The organism is Leptolyngbya sp. FACHB-541, assembly GCF_014695875.1.
Taxonomy (GTDB): domain Bacteria; phylum Cyanobacteriota; class Cyanobacteriia; order Elainellales; family Elainellaceae; genus JAAUTN01.
Map to the genome: position 1 here is coordinate 138,464 of NZ_JACJPC010000110.1, position 16,568 is coordinate 155,031.

A 16,568-nucleotide genomic window follows, 5' to 3' on the forward strand; every position below is an offset into this window, starting at 1 on the left:
AATTCCGGGGACTATCTGCCGAAGGCTACGCCCTTACCGTAGGTATTCGCCAAATAACTTCTTTTCTCCTTCAGCAGCAAAGGTCAGACAGGCTCTAATATCTTCAGCAGTCAGTTCAGAGAAATCCTCTAAGATTTCTGATTCGGTCATACCGCCCGCCAGGTATTCCAGAATGTCAGATACCGTGATTCACATTCCTCGGACACAGGGCTTACCGTTGCGTTTACCAGATTCAATTGTGATGGTGTCGTGGTAATTCATAAACTGAGTGAATCAGAGCCATTTAGATAAATCTAAGCATTATGGAAGATTTTGTTCCAAAGGCATTGGAATCTAAGCGAGACATTTTTCTTGCAACAAAAATGCCGTTTGTACACATCGATCCATTTGAGACAAACGAATTCCTGTCCCCTTGGACTAGCAAATATTTAGGTACTCCCTACTTACCTAAAGAAGCCCAATATCCATACACGACTGATGGAAAATCATTAGCGTTTTTGGCACAAATTAATTTTTCAGAAATACCGAAACTGGAGGGTTATCCAACATCAGGAATTCTTCAATTTTTTATTTCAGATAACGATCTTTATGGTCTTGAGTTTAGCGCTCCTTACGATCCATCCGAACAGTTTAGATTGCAACAGCAACAGAATAAATTTCGGGTGGTTTATTACCCAGAAGTGATTGAAGATTTGAGCTTTCTCACGGACTCTTTTGACTTTCTACCAGAGTTTGAATTTCTCCCAGTGTATAAGCAATGTAGATTGGAGTTTTCATTGCGAGAAGAACTGGTTGGAATAAATGACTATAGATTTGCCAAATTATTTGGAGAAAATTTCTATCCCTTAAGCGAAGATGAGGAACCAGAAAATGATATGGATGATCAAGTTATATTTTCTTCCGGCAATAAAATAGGCGGTTATGCAGATTTTACTCAACAAGATATCCGTTTCCTAGCTCCATCAGAAGAAAATTGGTTGCTTCTCCTACAAATTAGCGACGCAAAAAATGCTGACATCATGTGGGGAGATGGAGGAATCGGTAATTTTTTCATTGAGGAAAAAGCTTTAGAAGCTCGTGATTTCTCCAGAGTTTTATACAACTGGGATTGCGGCTAGTGGGGTAAAGAACAAGTATCAGTTTAAGTTGACCCAGCAGTATGAGTTCCGGAGCGAGCAGTCCACCTTATCTTCCGTTTGCTGATGGGCAGTGGCGTATGCTGCCGGGGTTGAGATCGCTCGACTTACAAACCTGGATTGAGATTGACGAGCATTTCGAGCATGAGTTGGCGTTGAAAGAAACACTGCTGCGCCAGCACTACTCCGATGTGTTCGCCAGTTTGCCGGGAAGTGAACCCGGAGAGCAGGAAGCACTGGATTTGCTGGTGGCACACCTGTTAGAGCATTTTCCCAGCACTATCAGCAGGAGGGCGATCGCCTCCACAACTTAGCAACCGGACAAACCTGGCATCTCTCAGACTTCAAAGCCGCCCCGCTTGACCTTGCGGGGCGGTTGGTTCAGGAAGATTTTTGTCTGATGCACTCTGCCCCTGAAGGCTATGTGCTATCTGCAGCTTCCGTTTGTTTCCCATCTCGCTGGCTGTTAGCCGAAAAGATAGGGCGACCGATGGGACAAATCCATGCGCCAGTACCTGGCTATGCAGAGAAGCTGCGATCGCCCGTCAATCGATTCTTTGAGCAGATCAGGAGCGATCGCCCCGTCTGGCGTTTGAACTGGAGCATCGTAGACTCGCCCGACCTATTTCTTTTACAGAGCCGGGATGCTGCACCTAGCTTGAATGCTGCCAATGCAGGAGAAAAGCTCTGGATTCGGGTAGAGCGACAAACCCTACGACGGTTGCCTCAAAGCAGGAATATCCTGTTTACAATCCGCACCTATGTCTATTCCTTAAGGGTGCTTGAGACTGAGCCGACCGCAGCAAGAGGTTTAGCAGCTGCAATTCAACAGATTTCTCCTGAAATGCAGCAATACAAAACGCTGTTGCCCATTCGAGAAGTGCTGCTAAATTATTTGGCGGATACTATACAGAATCTTGATTAGAAGCATGGGTTACTGATCTTTGAAGTAACAAATTTTTGCTTGCGTTTTGACAAAACGCCATAGAATCTTAAAGAACACTGTTTGTCTAGAGAGTGAGCATTAGACATAGCAGTCTTAGAATGATCCGTAGGTGGGTGAGGAGTGAGCGTATATTCTGGAAGTGTAACGCTCACCAACTTTTCAAGCTGAGAATTGGAAAAGCTCCAATTTGCGATACGTGGTGAGTGGAGGAACGGGCGTTGTTGGGATTGATCAGAGGGCTAGTTCATCAGGCCAGCAAGATAAAACATTGCTTGCCAATACGTGAGCAGGGGTGGTCTCAATTAAGCTTGCTCAAGGCATTGGTACAGCGAGATCTAGAAGCTCGATATAAAGGATCGGTTCTGGGAAATGTTTGGCCGCTGTTAAACCAACTCTCCCAGCTACTCATCTACACTTACGTTTTTTCGATTGTTTTACGGGTCAAGCTAACCCTCAACGGCTTACCAGAAAATAACCTTACTTTTGGACTGTGGCTGTTTGCTGGACTGTTGCCCTGGATCGCTTTTACGAGCGGTTTGGTTCCGGCAGCAGGTTCAGTCGTAGCCCAAACAAATTTAGTTAAAAAAGTAGTATTTCCGCTGGTTCTGCTGCCTTTAGTTCCAGTTCTTTCAGCATTCATCGAAAGTACATTCGGGTTGATGGCGCTGATTATATTTGTGGCGGCAATCACCCAAACGGTACACGCTACTCTGTGGCTGTTGCCCTTAGTCTGGATGCCTCAATTGTTGCTAACTGCAGGGCTAGCCTACCTGACTGCAGGACTCACCGTATTTCTCCGGGACATTCCCCAGACGCTAGGAATTGTTTTAAACCTGTGGTTTTACGTTACCCCAATCGTTTACCCCGCAGAAATCATTCCCGAACGGTTTAGAAGCTTGGTGTTCTGGCTCAATCCGATGGCGGCGATCGCTGAAACCTACCGGGATCTTGTTCTAGTTGGCAAAGTTGCTCACTGGGGAGAATGGGGAGTTGCTACGGGAGCATCTTTAATAGCGTTTACTGGCGGCTTGTGGGTTTATAAGCGCTTGCGTCCAGCATTTGCTGATGTCCTTTAAGAATTGCTCAATAATGGTGTGATGAATGAGATCGCGATTTCGTTAGAGAACATCTCGAAGTGCTTCAAGCGCTACGCAAAGCCAGTAGATCGGCTAAAAGAAATTTTGCTGCCGCAAAAGAATCATGCCCAAATATTTTGGGCACTGCGGGATATCAACTTGAACGTGACAAGAGGCGAAGCCCTTGGAATCATCGGTCAAAATGGCTCCGGCAAAAGTACGTTACTTCAAATCATTGCTAAAACACTAACCCCAACCACAGGAGAAGTAGTTGTCAACGGACGGGTTTCTGCTCTACTAGAACTGGGTAGTGGTTTTAACCCCGAGTTTACAGGCAGGCAGAATGTATTTTTTAATGGGCAAATCTTAGGACTTAGTCAACAAGAAATTACAACCAAGCTTGATGAAATAATCAAATTCGCCGAGATTGGAGATTTTATAGAACAACCTGTAAAAACGTACTCTAGTGGAATGTTCGTCAGGTTGGCCTTTGCCGTTGCAGTCAGTGTGAACCCTGATATTTTAATCGTTGACGAGGCATTAGCAGTTGGCGATATTTATTTTCAGCAGAAATGTTTTGAAAGGATTCAAGAACTCAAAAAATTAGGGACAACTCTTTTATTCGTTTCTCACGACTCTACCGCAGTATACAAGCTGTGTGATAGAGCCATATTAATAGAGTCAGGAAAAGCTTTGCTGGATGGAAGTCCAAAACAAGTTATCGATTTGTATGAGGCCAAACTGCTTAAAAAGAGGGATACGCACTCTGAATCCGTTGAAATTCAGATAGTAGCAAAGCCTGACTCACCTGATCAGGAAACATCTTCTTCTGATCAGGTTTTAGAAGAAGTTATTATTCAATCTTCAGAAGTTTCCGTTAAGTTTGTACAACTTTTAGATGAAAACGGTCAAGTTGTTGATTCAGTAATTAGTGAAGAAGCTTTGCAGTTATCAATTGGATTATTATTTTTGCAGGGTTTTGATGATCTACATATCGGCTTTAAAGTTCGAGATAGAACTGGAGAAGTTATTTTCGAAACCAATACCTTCGCGATGAGGGAAAAGATTGGCAAAGTATACAACGGAACCTTCTTGGAGGTAATTTTTAGATTTCACGTTCCGTTGAGGGAGGGTGAATACACAATCTCATTGGGTGTCGCTGATGGTGGATTTGGAGAGGGTTTATTTAAGCGATCGCTAGTGTATGCTCATAACTCTGCCGCTTTCAACGTTTTAAGAAACAATGAGTCTATTCATTGGTCGGGTATTGTAAATCTCAATCCTTCTATTTCGATTAATAGCTCCGTTTATGTTTGAGTTAATCATTCAAAAAGCGCAACAGTCAGATTATGACTTCAGAGCAGGTGCTAATCCATCTGATCCGCTAGCACATCTTTTTGATGAGTGGGTTGATTATTACAAGCTGAAATGGGCGATCGCAGACGTATTAAAGCCCAACTCTATCTTAGAAATAGGCGTTCGATTCGGTTACTCAGCGCAAGCATTTCTATATGGAAACCCCAGCGCTAAATATATCGGCATTGATCTAGACTCAGACTCCTATGGAGGCGTAAAAGGAGCAATTAACTGGGCGAAAGAAGCAACCCAAAGCTTTGCTACTGACTTTATTATTGCTGATACACAAGCCCTAGATCATTTACCTGGCACCGTTTACGACCTGATTCATGTTGATGGGCAACAAGATGGAGACGGTTCCTTTCATGATCTAGAACTCGCTCTTAAACAAGGACGATACGTACTGGTAGACGGATATTTTTGGACAAGACAAAACTATGTAGCGATCAGCGATTTTCTGTTCCGGTACGCTAACCTAATAGATTTTTACGGTGTAATTCCTGGTTATGCAGGAGAATTATTGATTAAAGTTTCTCCTACTTATTTAAAGCAGGCTAGTAAAGAGAAAAGTTATAAGACTGATTCCAGCCTCGCTATCCGTCAGGCTTATACTGCTGATTATTACACTAAAGATTGCGGCGGATTTGATACCTATAGAAGAAATAAAGGCAAAAGATTAGAAGACCCAAGATTACAAGCGATCGCAACAATTTCTAGCTTAAAAACCAAAGGATATGCATTAGATATTGGCTGCGGACGGGGTGAATTAACTTACTGTTTTGCTCGTCAAGGATTTAAGGTTACTGCAATTGACTACTCAGCCGATGCGATTCAGTTAGCAGTAAAGTGCTTTGATGAATCTGAGCATTTACTAGCCAACGTTCAATTTCTCTGCAACGATGCTTGCACCGCTCCTCTACAGGCTCAGTACGATTTAGCAGTTGCCTCTGATGTGATTGAGCATTTGTCCTCCGATGAGGTAAACACGCTTTACCGAAGAGTAGCAAAGCATCTAAAGCCAGACGGTTTGTTTGTACTGCACACTTTTCCTAACCTCTGGTACTACAACTATGAATATCCAAGAAGAAGAAAGATAGCTGCTTCTGTGGGAGCCTATCTGCCACCACAACCTCGCACAGATTATGAGCTTCGGATGCACATTAATGAGCAATCTCCAAGAATACTTAGACAACAATTGTCAAAACATTTCAAACACGTGTTGCTTTGGTTTGGAGATGTCAGCAACCCTGGTGGAAGTTTGCTTAAGAAGTTTTCTATAAGAGAAATGCGTGCTGCTCATAGTTTGTTTGCGATCGCATCCCATCAACCTATTGATTTAGATCAGCTAAAGTCTCGATTGCAAATGGCTCCTTTGCCAGTTATTCAACCTTATGAAATCAAAATAGCGGTTAAGGATTTTCCTAAAAATGCCCTAGTCAAAAGTAAGTTCATCGCGACTGTAGAAATTACAAACAAGAGTCGTTCTGTTTTAAATAGCTGTGCTCCTAACCCAGTTCACCTCTCCTATCACTGGTTAGACAGTAAAGCGACCAAAAACGTAATCTTTGAAGGCGAGCGGACCAAGCTAATTCCACCTCTAAACAATAAAGAATCTCAGAAAGTTTTTGATCTTCTTTCCGCCCCAACAAATAAGCAGGTGTATGACTTGAAAGTTAGCGCACCATCAGAAGCAGGCAACTATGTACTTAGAATTACGTTAGTACAAGAGGGTGTTCGTTGGTTTGACCAGGAACCTATCGGATTGGCAGAAGATATTTCCATCTCAATTCATAACAACTAGTCAGTATGATTGAAGCTAATAATTCTAAAATTGACGTAAATGTTTTAATGCAAAAGGTACAGGAAGAAGTCGCTAAACGCCGTGATTTTAATCCTATAGAGGCAGCAGTTAGCAGCTTGAGCACTATTAACACTGCTAGTATCAGCCACGCAGAGGCTCAATTAAGCGTTGCTGAAACTTTTTCTGAAGTCCCCACAAAGTTTCCAGATAAATTTAATCGTTTTCCATTTACAATCCTCAAACCTCTACAAAAATTTGCTCTTAAGGTTTATGGTTTTCTATTTAAAAAGCAACGAGTAGTTAATTCCTCTTTAGCGCAAGCTCTCAAAGTTTCTCTTGACCTTAATCAGAGATTAAGCCAACAGGTTATAACTCTCCAAGCTCAGTTGCACAAGCTAGCAGACCAAGTAGATTCTATAGATAGGCAAACCGCAGATACTAGCATCAGTATGGATGAGCGGTTCTCAACAGTAGATAATCATCTCGCAGCTACAGATGAACGCTTCTCTGCTGTGGACGGGCGCTTTTCTACAGTAGATGGTCGTCTCACAGCTATGGATCAAAAGCTTTCTTCCACCAATGAATATTATGTGAGAAATGAAAGCTACATCAAGGACGATTTAACGCAGCAGAAGCGCCTGATCACCCTGTTTTTAGAAGAGGCAAGAAAACGTTTGCCAGAGCCCTTTGAGCAGGAGCAATTGCAGACTTTTGAGAATGAAGGGAAGCATCTGCTGGATGCATTCTATGTTGCTTTTGAAGATCATTTTCGAGGCAGCTATCAAGACATTTCTGATCGCCTAAAAGTTTATTTGCCGCTTCTAGAACAAGCAAAGTTAGATACAGCAAACTTTCCCATTTTAGACATCGGCTGTGGACGAGGAGAGTGGTTGGAATTGTTGCAGCAATCTGGCTACACGGCAACAGGGCTAGACATTAACAGAGTAATGTTAGATCGATGCCGCTCACGAGGACTAGAGGTAGTTGAAGCAGATGTAATAGCTTACTTAAAGTCTCTGCCTTCACAAAGCTTGTCAGCCATAACAGGTTTCCATATCATTGAACATTTACCAGTCATAGAATTACTCACCTTATTTCAAGAGATACTTAGGGTTTTGAAATCGGGCGGGTTAATTATCATGGAAACTCCCAATCCCCAGAATGTCCTAGTAGGAAGCAACAACTTTTATATGGACCCTACTCATCTCAATCCTTTACCTGGACCGCTAACTAAATTTATGCTTGAGAATGCTGGATATCAAGCCGTTAAAATTATGAACTTGAATGCTTATGCTGATTCGTTCAAAGTTAGCGGTTCAGAGATTGCGGATCGGTTCAATGATTATTTCTATGGTCCTCAAGATTACGCAGTCATTGGTTATAAGCCATGAAGCCTCTGTGCATTGTAACTCCCTGGTTTGGTAAAGACTTAAAAGGAGGAGCCGAGCAGCAAGCCTGGCAGGTAGCAACACGATTGGCAGCACAGGGCCATGCGGTCGAAGTGCTAACAACCTGCTGTCGCTCATTCTTAGACAATTGGACATCCAACTACTACAGACCCGGAGTGAGGCAAGAGCAAGGCGTAAAGGTTCGGCGTTTTCGAGTCAACCGCCGCAATGAAGAGGCTTTTGCTCGAGTAAACAGCTTAATGTTAAATCTGCCGTCTTCAGTCTTAAAACCCCAAGTTAATCCGGTCAATCCAGAAGATTCACTGATCTTTGCTTCTGAGAATATAAATTCAGCTAAATTACTAAATTTTTTGAAACGGAATAAAGACCAGTACCATGCTTTTCTGTTTCTTCCCTATCTTTATGGACCTGTTTTAAACGGGTTGCCCATCGTAGCAGATCGGGCTTTTTTACAGCCTTGTCTCCATGATGAAGTCTATGCATATTTACCTGAAGTTACTAATATCTTTCATCTAGCACGTGGGCTGCTGTTTATTAGCGAAGGAGAAGCTCAGCTAGCGACACAGCTTTATGGTCCAGGCATTACTCACAAAAGTTCTGTTGCAGGTGCAGGAATAGAAGCAGGTTCCAGCTTTGATGAAAGTCTTACCCATGTGGGTGGTTTTTCAGTTAAGCAGGAGCGGTTTGTGCTGTGTCTGGGGCGCCGTGATTCAGGAAAAAATACTGATTTATTAGTCAAAGCTTTTGCACATTTCAAACAAGAGAATCCTGCTTCTGATTTGAAGTTAGTCCTCGCGGGTCCAGGCAATCGGTCTTACAGCGGGTTAGCGCTAGATCTAATTGACTTAGGTTTAGTAGAGGAAAAAGAAAAGGAGTTGCTATTAGCAAACTGTCTGGCTTTATTTCAGCCTAGCCAGAATGAAAGCTACTCTCGTGTGATCATGGAGGCTTGGTTTTATAAACGACCCGTAGCAGCTCATAGGAATTGTTTGGCAACGGCGATCGCCGTTGAAAAAGCTCAAGGCGGTTGGCTAGCAGAAACTGAGCTAGAGTGGTCAGAACTATTTGACAAAGTTGATCAGATTGGCGAAGAACAGCTTACGAAATACGGGATCAAGGGACAGGCTTACGCCGAGGAAAATGCAGCTTGGGACAAAATTATTCAGCGTTACGAAATTGCTCTAAATTTGACTGAGCGCGCTGTTACTTCACCCCTTCAACTAAAGCCTAAAAAGCTGAAGGAAATTCATCAGTTACTACCTAATCTTGCCTACGGGGATGCGATTTCAAATCACGCAATCGAGATTCGCAACTATCTCCGTCAGTGCGGATACCGCTCAGAAATTTTTGTTCGCTATCTTGACCAAAAGGTTGCCCATGAAGCAACTGTATTCAGCCCAAAATATCTCGACAATCAAGCGGGGCTAATCTATCACCACTCGATTGGCTCAGAACTGACGGAGTATGCGATCGCCCATTCTGGACCTAAATGTTTGGTTTATCACAACATCACCCCCGCAGAGTTTTTCTTACCCTATCGTCCTGATGTCGCTAAACTCTTGGAGGATGGTAGAACCGAATTGAGGCAACTAGCTCAGCATTTTCCAGTATCAGTTGGAGATTCTACATTTAACGTAGAAGAACTGCTAGAAGTTGGGTTTGCTGAATCAGAAGTTTTACCAATCATTGTCAATCCTAAAAAATGGGATACGCCGCCAGATGCTGCTTTAATGCGACAGCTGCAAGATGGCAAAACCAATTTACTTTTTGTAGGTCGTATTGCCCCTAATAAACGACAAAATGATTTGATTGAAGCGTTTGCCCATTACTTAACGTTTGATCAAGAAGCCCGTTTAATTCTGTTGGGTGGATACGGCTTGACTGACCCATACTATTTTCATCTGATCAATCTAATCGACAAACTAAATCTAGCGAATCATGTTTTACTCCCAGGGCTAGTTACAGAAGCGCAGCTATTAGCTTATTACCGAACGGCTCACGTGTTTTGGTCGATGAGTGAGCATGAAGGATTTTGTGTGCCACTTGTTGAAGCGATGTGGTTTGATACTCCAATTCTTGCCTACAAAAGCAGTGCTGTTCCTGAAACATTGGGTTCAGCAGGATTAATTTTCAACAGTAAAAATGATTTAGTTCAAGTAGCCGCCCTAGCAAAACTACTGGTAAAAGATAAAGAATTAAAGTCTAACGTAATCAAAGCACAGCGCCAACGACGAAATGATTTTCTAACAGAGTTAGGGCACGGTAAGTTAGATAATTTGATTTTAAAGATGGAAAATGTATCTGTATGACTCGCTATAGCAATGCTTTCTCTAAGCTATTCGATAGGTTTAGTAGAAAGGCCCAAAAATCTTTAGATATTAAGCCTCACGAACTTTTTCCACTTAATCCAGAATTGCCTCTGCCAACAGGTATCTCTGAAAGCGAACTATTTGATTTTCTTAAATCTGTTTTAGTTGAGGACGCACCTCCGCAGGAAATGGCAGATTATTGCCAGTATGATTTTCGCAGATTTGTCTATACCTATGGACTAGCAAGAGATTTGACTGGGAAAGGGCTTGAGCTAGGTTCAAATCCTTATTTCACGACAATGCTGCTAAAGGAATTTACGCAAATAGATTTATCTTTAGCTAATTATTTCAACTCTGAATTAGGCAGCACTGTTGAGCAGGGAGTGTCGTATCAAAAACCTGGCTCAAAGGAGAATTCGTCAATCAAACTTAAATCAAGCCAATTTAACATTGAGGAGGAGGAATTTCCTTTTGAAGATGAGGAGTTCGACGTAGTTTTTTTCTGTGAAATTATAGAGCACCTACTTATTAACCCGATTGCTGCTCTTAAAGAAATTAAGAGAATTTTGAAGCTAGGCGGAGCATTAATTCTAACCACGCCGAATGTGAGTAGATTAGAAAATGTCGCCAAAATGATTGCCGGAGGAAATATCTATGATCCCTACTCCGGTTATGGACCCTATGGCAGACACAATCGTGAATACAACAAACACGAACTTTATCTTTTGCTAACCTACTTGGGGTTTGACATTGATGCAATGTTTACGGCTGACGTACATTTAAACAACGCTAACGGTTATGCACCGATCGCTGACTTTTCAGCACTGCTTAAAAAGCGAGAACAAGATTTAGGACAGTATATCTTTGTCAGAGCCTTAAATGTTAGAGAGGCAGGTCATAAGAAGCCTGCTTTTCTATATAGAAGTTATCCTGCTGATGAGCTAGAGTGATGCCTAGAGTTGCTTTTGTAGTTCAACGTTGCGGTTTGGAGGTAAATGGTGGCGCAGAAGTCCTTTGCCTCAAAATTGCACAGTATATGTCCGAGCATTGGGATTTGGAGATATTGACAACCTGTGCATTAGATTATGTCACTTGGGAAAATTATTACCCACCAGGAATAGAAGAAGTTTCAGGAGTTAAAATACGTCGCTTTTGGGTAGAAAAACAGCGAGATATTGACGAGTTTAATCATTTATCTAAAAAAATCTACCCTCGCCTTGAGACGGCTTCGATTGAGGAGCAGGAGGACTGGATGTGTTCTCAGGGTCCGTGGGCACCGGATCTGACTGCTTATGTCGAACAACATCAACATGAGTATGACGTGTTCATATTTTTTACCTATCTGTATGCAACAACTTATTTCGTTCTGCCGCTAGTTGCTGAGAAAGCTTACCTTGAACCATTAGCTCATGATGAATGGACGATTTACATGAGTATGTGGAACAGCTTCTTTCAAAAGCCGCGTGGTTTTATTTTCAATACGGTGGAGGAACAACGCTTTCTTAAAACTCGTTTTCCAGATGTCGATCTAGAGGGGGCGATCGCCGGAATAGCTGTAGAACCCCCAGAAACTTTTAGCGCAACCCAGTTCAGACAGCAATACAAAATTGATGAACCCTTTCTGCTGTATATGGGTAGGATTGATCCTTCCAAAGGCTGCGAAGAACTGTTTAACTATTTCATCTCGTTACGTAAACAAGAACCTGGGTCAAGAAAACTGGTTCTGTTAGGCAAACCAACCATGCCAATCCCCAAACATCCAGATATCGTAGCGCTTGGTTTCGTAGATGAACAGACAAAATGGGATGCTCTAGCAGCTTGCGACATATTAGTGATGCCTTCACCCTATGAAAGTCTTTCTATCGTGTTACTAGAAGCTTGGGCAGTAGGAAAGCCCGTTTTGGTAAATGGCAAATGTGATGTGTTGCTGGGTCAATGTCAAAGGTCTCAGGGCGGTCTCTGGTACAACAATATCAACGAATTTCAAGTAGCGGTAGAAACGATGAACCATCGAGTTAGAAGACTACTAGGAGCACAGGGGAAATCCTTTGTAGAAGCTAACTATGTTTGGTCTGAGATTCAGAGACTATATCTAAGTCTGTTTTCTGACAATACAAGTACTACCAATCAGCTTTCTACGTCTGAGAATGCAGAAAATCTAACAATTTAAACTTTAGTATGATCTCCATAATTCTCTAATTCAAACTTGAGATTCACCAAGTTGTGCTGTATTGTTGTTTTGTCAATTTTTGTAAGTCTCTGGTTCATCAAGTAGACCATCAAACATAGCTCACATATCAGTTGAAGCCTTGGTAGAAGCAGAGGAATGGCGCGAATAGTAAAACTTTAAGGTAGCATCTTGAGATTAAGCTCAAAGAACATGACACAATCTAAAGTTGAATAAATTCAGCAACCGTCACCAAGTCGTTCAGGCTGTTTTATTTTGTAACAAATAGCACGTAAACCCAGTGACTATACTTACGCAAATCCCTGATATTAGCATTGTTGTTCCCGCTTTTAACGAAGAGCAAACATTAGAAGCTTTGCTCGATCGCATCGTAAATGTCACAGAGCAAATTCCTGACCAAAAATTTGAAGTGATCTTTATTGATGACGGTAGTACTGATCGTTCGTGGGCTATCCTTCAGAGTCTTGCTGCCAAGGAGTCATGGGTACGCTGCTTTCGACTGCGTCGTAACTTTGGTAAAGCTGCTGCCCTATCAATAGGAGCTAGCATGGCAAGGGGTGACATCCTGATCACAATGGATGCAGACTTACAGGATGACCCTAAAGAGATACCGCGATTCTTAGAGAAGCTGAAAGAGGGATATGATCTAGTTTCTGGTTGGAAAAGAAATCGCAAAGACCCTTTATCCAAAACGCTCCCTTCAAAAATTTTCAATACAGCTATTTGTTTAGTCAGTGATGTAAAACTGCGGGATTTTAACTGTGGTTTCAAGGCAGCACGAAAAGAAGTCTACCAAAACATTTCCCTGTACGGCGAGCTGCACCGCTACATTCCTTTGCTAGCTCACAACCTAGGTTACAGAGTAGGTGAGATTCCTGTTCTTCATCACCCCCGAGCCGCAGGAAAGTCTAAATACGGGTTAGAAAGGTATGCACGTGGCTTCCTTGACCTGCTAACAGTGCTAACCATTACGCGATACGGTCGTCGTCCAGGACATCTGTTTGGGGGAGTAGGACTAATTAGCGGTATGGCTGGTTTCCTAATCTTAAGCTATCTCACAGGAGTATGGGTCTTTACCAGTGAGGCGATTGGAGGACGACCACTGCTTCTACTTGGAATTATGTTAGAGATTCTGTCGGCACAATTGCTCTCTCTGGGAATGTTGGCAGAGCTAGTTTTAAACTGTAGTCCATCGCAACCAACGCATCTGCTCATAGCCGATAGCAGTGACATTTCCACTGCTTACAATAAGGAGAAGAGCTATTTATGAAACCGGACGTTTTCAAGCAGTATCAAGCAGAGAGTGAAAATTGGTTAAAGCGTGGTCGTCGCAGCCTGCTCCGCACTTTGCTTGAAGAAGCGGGCGGAACCACTGGAATTACAAAACCCCTCGATATTTTGGAAGTGGGGGCAGGGGTAGGTCAAAACATACCAACCTTACAAGAATTTGGTCAGGTAGAGGTCGTTGAGGTTAGTGATATTGGTCTTGCTGCATTAAAAGACATTCCCAATATCAATCGAATTTATAGCACCCCTATTCCCTTTAACTTAAACAAAAGCTACGACATCATTTGTGCTTTGGATGTTGTAGAACACATTGAAGACGATAAAACTGCTGTTAAATGGCTCGTCGATCGCCTGAAACCAGGTGGTTACCTAATTACAACAGTACCCGCCTATCAGTGGCTATTTTCAGACCACGATATTGCTCTAGGACATTACAGGCGCTATACACAAAGAACCTTTAATCGCATTCTTCCTGCCGAACTGACTGTTCTTAAAAGCGGTTATTTCAACAGCGTGTTGTTTCTGCTTGCTGCAGCAATTCGTCTCGTCAAACGACTGACCAAAAGCATCCTTCCATCTAGAAAAGGATTCACTGAGCTTAAGAAAGAAAGCTCTACTGTTCCAGGTTGGGTTGACTCAGCTTTTGGGAATTTCCTATTGGTTGAAACCAAAATAATAGAGGGAAAGCCGATATTTCCGTTTGGCTTATCAGTATTTTGTTTAGCCCAGAAAGTTAGTAATTAGCAGTTCAAAATACCTTTAATGGTTTAGGCTCTACGGTTATGAGAATAAAGCTTGATAGAGTTAAGATATCTCAGTACTTCTTCAACTCTCGCACCGAGGTGGCAATATATCTAGCCACTTTGGTTTCCTCTTGTGTCTTATTATTCATTTTTCTAGATTTGGGCAATTCAACACTATCAGTCCCATTTAACTATGCTGGTGACGCTCTATATAAAGGCAATGAAGTAAGAACCATGATAGACACGGGATGGCTTTTTCATAATCCATCTCTTGGTGCTCCCTTTAGCTACAACAGGCTCGATTTTCCAAGATTTGATTCTCTCAATTACTTAATCATGAAGGTCTTTTTGATCTTCACCAAAGACTACGCTACAGTTCTCAATTTATATTATTTACTATCATTTATACTCTGCGCCTTAAGTGCTTTATTTGTCATGAAGCACTTTAAATTATCTAACTTTATTGCTTTCTACGGCTCAATTCTCTTTGCATTTCTTCCCTACCCCTTTTATCGAGGAATACCACATTTTTCAAATGCAGCCTATTACATGATACCGCTGTCCGTAATGGTTTTGCTTTGGACAGCTTTAGGTTTATTTTTTAAGGATGGCAAGATTTCTAAGAAATATCTTCTAGCTGCATTTCTGATATCATTTCTTACTTCGCTTCAAATGCCATATAACGGCTTCTTTATGGCTGTCCTTACACCTGCTGCTGGTTTGTCTGGATTCTTGAAAACCAAGAATTTCCGAGCAATCCTTATAGCTCTTTTCATTTGGTTTTCGATCGCAAGTGCCTTTACAGTCGAACAAATACCCAGACTTCAATATCAAGCGGTTCATGGCGTTAATGCTAGCGTTGCCAAACGTTCTATTACAGAAGTAGAGCTCTATTCAGTCAGGTTATCCCAACTTCTCTTGCCTCACTTTAAGCACAGGGTTGACGAAATTGCTGATGTAAAAGATAGGTTTGATGATACCTTTTTGCACACTAATGAAAACAAAACCTCATATCTTGGTCTTTGGGGAGCAATGGGATTTTTGTTTCTCCTATTCTTTGTTATTTTCTCTAGAGTAGAGAAACTCGAATCCACGTACTTCCGAAACATCTCTGCCTCATCAATTTTAGCTTCACTAAGTGCGCTCAACATAGTTGCCTTCTCATATGCAACTTTTGCTGGCTTTAGCGCAATGTTTGCCTTTTTTGTAGAGCCTAAAATCCGAGCTACAAACCGAATATCGGTCTACATAGCATTCCTCTCCATATTCGCGCTTTGCATAGTTCTAGATACTGTCAGACATAGCTTTAAGCCAAAAAGAAAGTTTTTTATCAATATATTTCTGACCGTTGTTTTCTTCATTAGTCTTCTGGATCAGACTTCTCCAAAGTTAATTCCTAAGTACGATGCGATTCAAGAGAATTATGAGCACGACAGACAATACTTTGGCTTGCTAGAAGAGCGGTTGCCTGACAATGCTGCTGTTTATCAAATGCCTTACGCCTTCTACCCAGAACGCGGACCCATCAACAAAATGACGGATTATGAGCACCTAAAAGCGTACTTTCATACGTCTAGTTTGAGATGGAGCTATGGCTCTGCTAGAGGACGGCAAGGATATTACTGGAATATGGATTTGGCAGAGCGTTCTCCGACTGAGCTAGTTCAAAGGCTACAAAACTTTGGTTTTTCAGCAATCTATATTAATAGACTTGGTTTTGAAGATCGTGCAGAAACGGTCATTCAAGAGCTATCAAACCTGCTGCAACAAGAACCTTTGATTAGCGAGAATGAGCGATACGCAACTTTCTTCCTACCCGATTCGGATGTTGCCAACCCGCCCTACCTGGCTGAGCCTTACAAGCTTGGAGACACAATCAGTTTTTCTGCAAATGCCCATCCTATGGTCTTCTACTCGTTAGGCTGGGCTAAGCCAGAGGACTGGGGAACCTGGACCCTTGGGAAAGATGCCCGGTTGGTTATGCAAGTTGACGGTTCACCAACTTCTAATACGGTAGAGCTTTCAGCTATCGCTCAGGCTTTTGTTAATGAGGAGCATCCCGAGCTTGATGTAGAGGTGATTGTCAATGGAGAGCAGGTTGACCAATGGGAGTTTGTTTATGGGGAGAGTGCAGGTGGTGGACGAAGAGCTGTTATTCCAGCGGATCTAGTTGCCAAGCAAAATCCCCTAGAGATTGTTTTCAAGATTCCTAATGCCAAATCTCCTGCCGAACTAGGTCTTTCTAGTGATGGACGTGTACTTGGTCTTGGAATACATGAACTGCGCTTGGACAATGTCAGCAGTCCTTTGTAGGAGG

The 16,568-nt window shown here is 42.3% G+C and carries 11 protein-coding genes and 2 pseudogenes; 12 read left to right on the plus strand and 1 reads right to left on the minus strand.

Going from position 1 to position 16,568, the window contains the following annotated elements:
- Positions 1-33: 33 nt before the first annotated feature.
- A pseudogene (locus H6G00_RS23185) lies at positions 34-261 on the minus strand (DUF433 domain-containing protein).
- 41 nt (positions 262-302) lie between these two features.
- On the opposite strand from H6G00_RS23185, the gene H6G00_RS23190 reads away from it, so the two are divergent.
- The 12 genes and pseudogenes from H6G00_RS23190 (at position 303) to H6G00_RS23245 (ending at position 16,564) form a co-directional block, all read left to right on the plus strand.
- Positions 303-1,118: a YwqG family protein gene (locus tag H6G00_RS23190; RefSeq protein ID WP_190798562.1), complete on the plus strand. Its 816-nt coding sequence runs from the start codon at positions 303-305 to the stop codon at positions 1,116-1,118.
- Positions 1,119-1,216: 98 nt separating this feature from the next.
- Positions 1,217-2,061 (plus strand): annotated as a pseudogene (locus H6G00_RS23195) (DUF3445 domain-containing protein).
- A 251-nt stretch (positions 2,062-2,312) separates the two neighbouring features.
- Complete coding sequence (locus tag H6G00_RS23200) at positions 2,313-3,158, plus strand: ABC transporter permease (protein WP_190798716.1); 846 nt, start codon at positions 2,313-2,315, stop codon at positions 3,156-3,158.
- 21 nt (positions 3,159-3,179) lie between these two features.
- On the plus strand, positions 3,180-4,475 hold the full coding sequence (locus H6G00_RS23205) for an ABC transporter ATP-binding protein (protein WP_199318660.1): 1,296 nt from the start codon (positions 3,180-3,182) through the stop codon (positions 4,473-4,475).
- Complete coding sequence (locus tag H6G00_RS23210; protein WP_190798564.1) at positions 4,468-6,315, plus strand: methyltransferase domain-containing protein; 1,848 nt, start codon at positions 4,468-4,470, stop codon at positions 6,313-6,315. The genes H6G00_RS23205 and H6G00_RS23210 overlap by 8 nt, the downstream gene beginning before the upstream one ends.
- A gap of 5 nt (positions 6,316-6,320) precedes the next feature.
- The gene (locus tag H6G00_RS23215) at positions 6,321-7,706 is read left to right on the plus strand and encodes a class I SAM-dependent methyltransferase (RefSeq protein WP_190798565.1); all 1,386 of its coding nucleotides are present in this window, start codon (positions 6,321-6,323) and stop codon (positions 7,704-7,706) included.
- Complete coding sequence (locus H6G00_RS23220; protein ID WP_190798566.1) at positions 7,703-10,033, plus strand: glycosyltransferase family 4 protein; 2,331 nt, start codon at positions 7,703-7,705, stop codon at positions 10,031-10,033. The genes H6G00_RS23215 and H6G00_RS23220 overlap by 4 nt, the downstream gene beginning before the upstream one ends.
- Positions 10,030-10,983, plus strand: coding sequence for a methyltransferase domain-containing protein (locus H6G00_RS23225; RefSeq protein WP_190798567.1), 954 nt, complete (start codon positions 10,030-10,032; stop codon positions 10,981-10,983). The genes H6G00_RS23220 and H6G00_RS23225 overlap by 4 nt, the downstream gene beginning before the upstream one ends.
- A complete protein-coding gene (locus H6G00_RS23230) occupies positions 10,983-12,203 on the plus strand; it encodes a glycosyltransferase family 4 protein (protein WP_190798568.1) in 1,221 nt (406 codons plus the stop codon). The genes H6G00_RS23225 and H6G00_RS23230 overlap by 1 nt, the downstream gene beginning before the upstream one ends.
- A gap of 298 nt (positions 12,204-12,501) precedes the next feature.
- Positions 12,502-13,491, plus strand: coding sequence for a glycosyltransferase family 2 protein (locus H6G00_RS23235; RefSeq protein ID WP_190646208.1), 990 nt, complete (start codon positions 12,502-12,504; stop codon positions 13,489-13,491).
- A complete protein-coding gene (locus H6G00_RS23240) occupies positions 13,488-14,252 on the plus strand; it encodes a class I SAM-dependent methyltransferase (RefSeq protein ID WP_190798569.1) in 765 nt (254 codons plus the stop codon). Before H6G00_RS23235 ends, H6G00_RS23240 begins: the two co-directional genes overlap by 4 nt.
- A 98-nt stretch (positions 14,253-14,350) precedes the next feature.
- Positions 14,351-16,564, plus strand: coding sequence for a hypothetical protein (locus H6G00_RS23245; RefSeq protein ID WP_190798570.1), 2,214 nt, complete (start codon positions 14,351-14,353; stop codon positions 16,562-16,564).
- Positions 16,565-16,568 lie beyond the last annotated feature (4 nt).

Coding starts and splice junctions, on each gene's coding strand:
- H6G00_RS23190 (WP_190798562.1), top strand. CDS start 303: ATGGAAGATTTTGTTCCAAAGGCATTGGAATCTAAGCGAGACATTTTT.
- H6G00_RS23205 (WP_199318660.1), top strand. CDS start 3,180: ATGAATGAGATCGCGATTTCGTTAGAGAACATCTCGAAGTGCTTCAAG.
- H6G00_RS23210 (WP_190798564.1), top strand. CDS start 4,468: ATGTTTGAGTTAATCATTCAAAAAGCGCAACAGTCAGATTATGACTTC.
- H6G00_RS23215 (WP_190798565.1), top strand. CDS start 6,321: ATGATTGAAGCTAATAATTCTAAAATTGACGTAAATGTTTTAATGCAA.
- H6G00_RS23220 (WP_190798566.1), top strand. CDS start 7,703: ATGAAGCCTCTGTGCATTGTAACTCCCTGGTTTGGTAAAGACTTAAAA.
- H6G00_RS23225 (WP_190798567.1), top strand. CDS start 10,030: ATGACTCGCTATAGCAATGCTTTCTCTAAGCTATTCGATAGGTTTAGT.
- H6G00_RS23230 (WP_190798568.1), top strand. CDS start 10,983: ATGCCTAGAGTTGCTTTTGTAGTTCAACGTTGCGGTTTGGAGGTAAAT.
- H6G00_RS23240 (WP_190798569.1), top strand. CDS start 13,488: ATGAAACCGGACGTTTTCAAGCAGTATCAAGCAGAGAGTGAAAATTGG.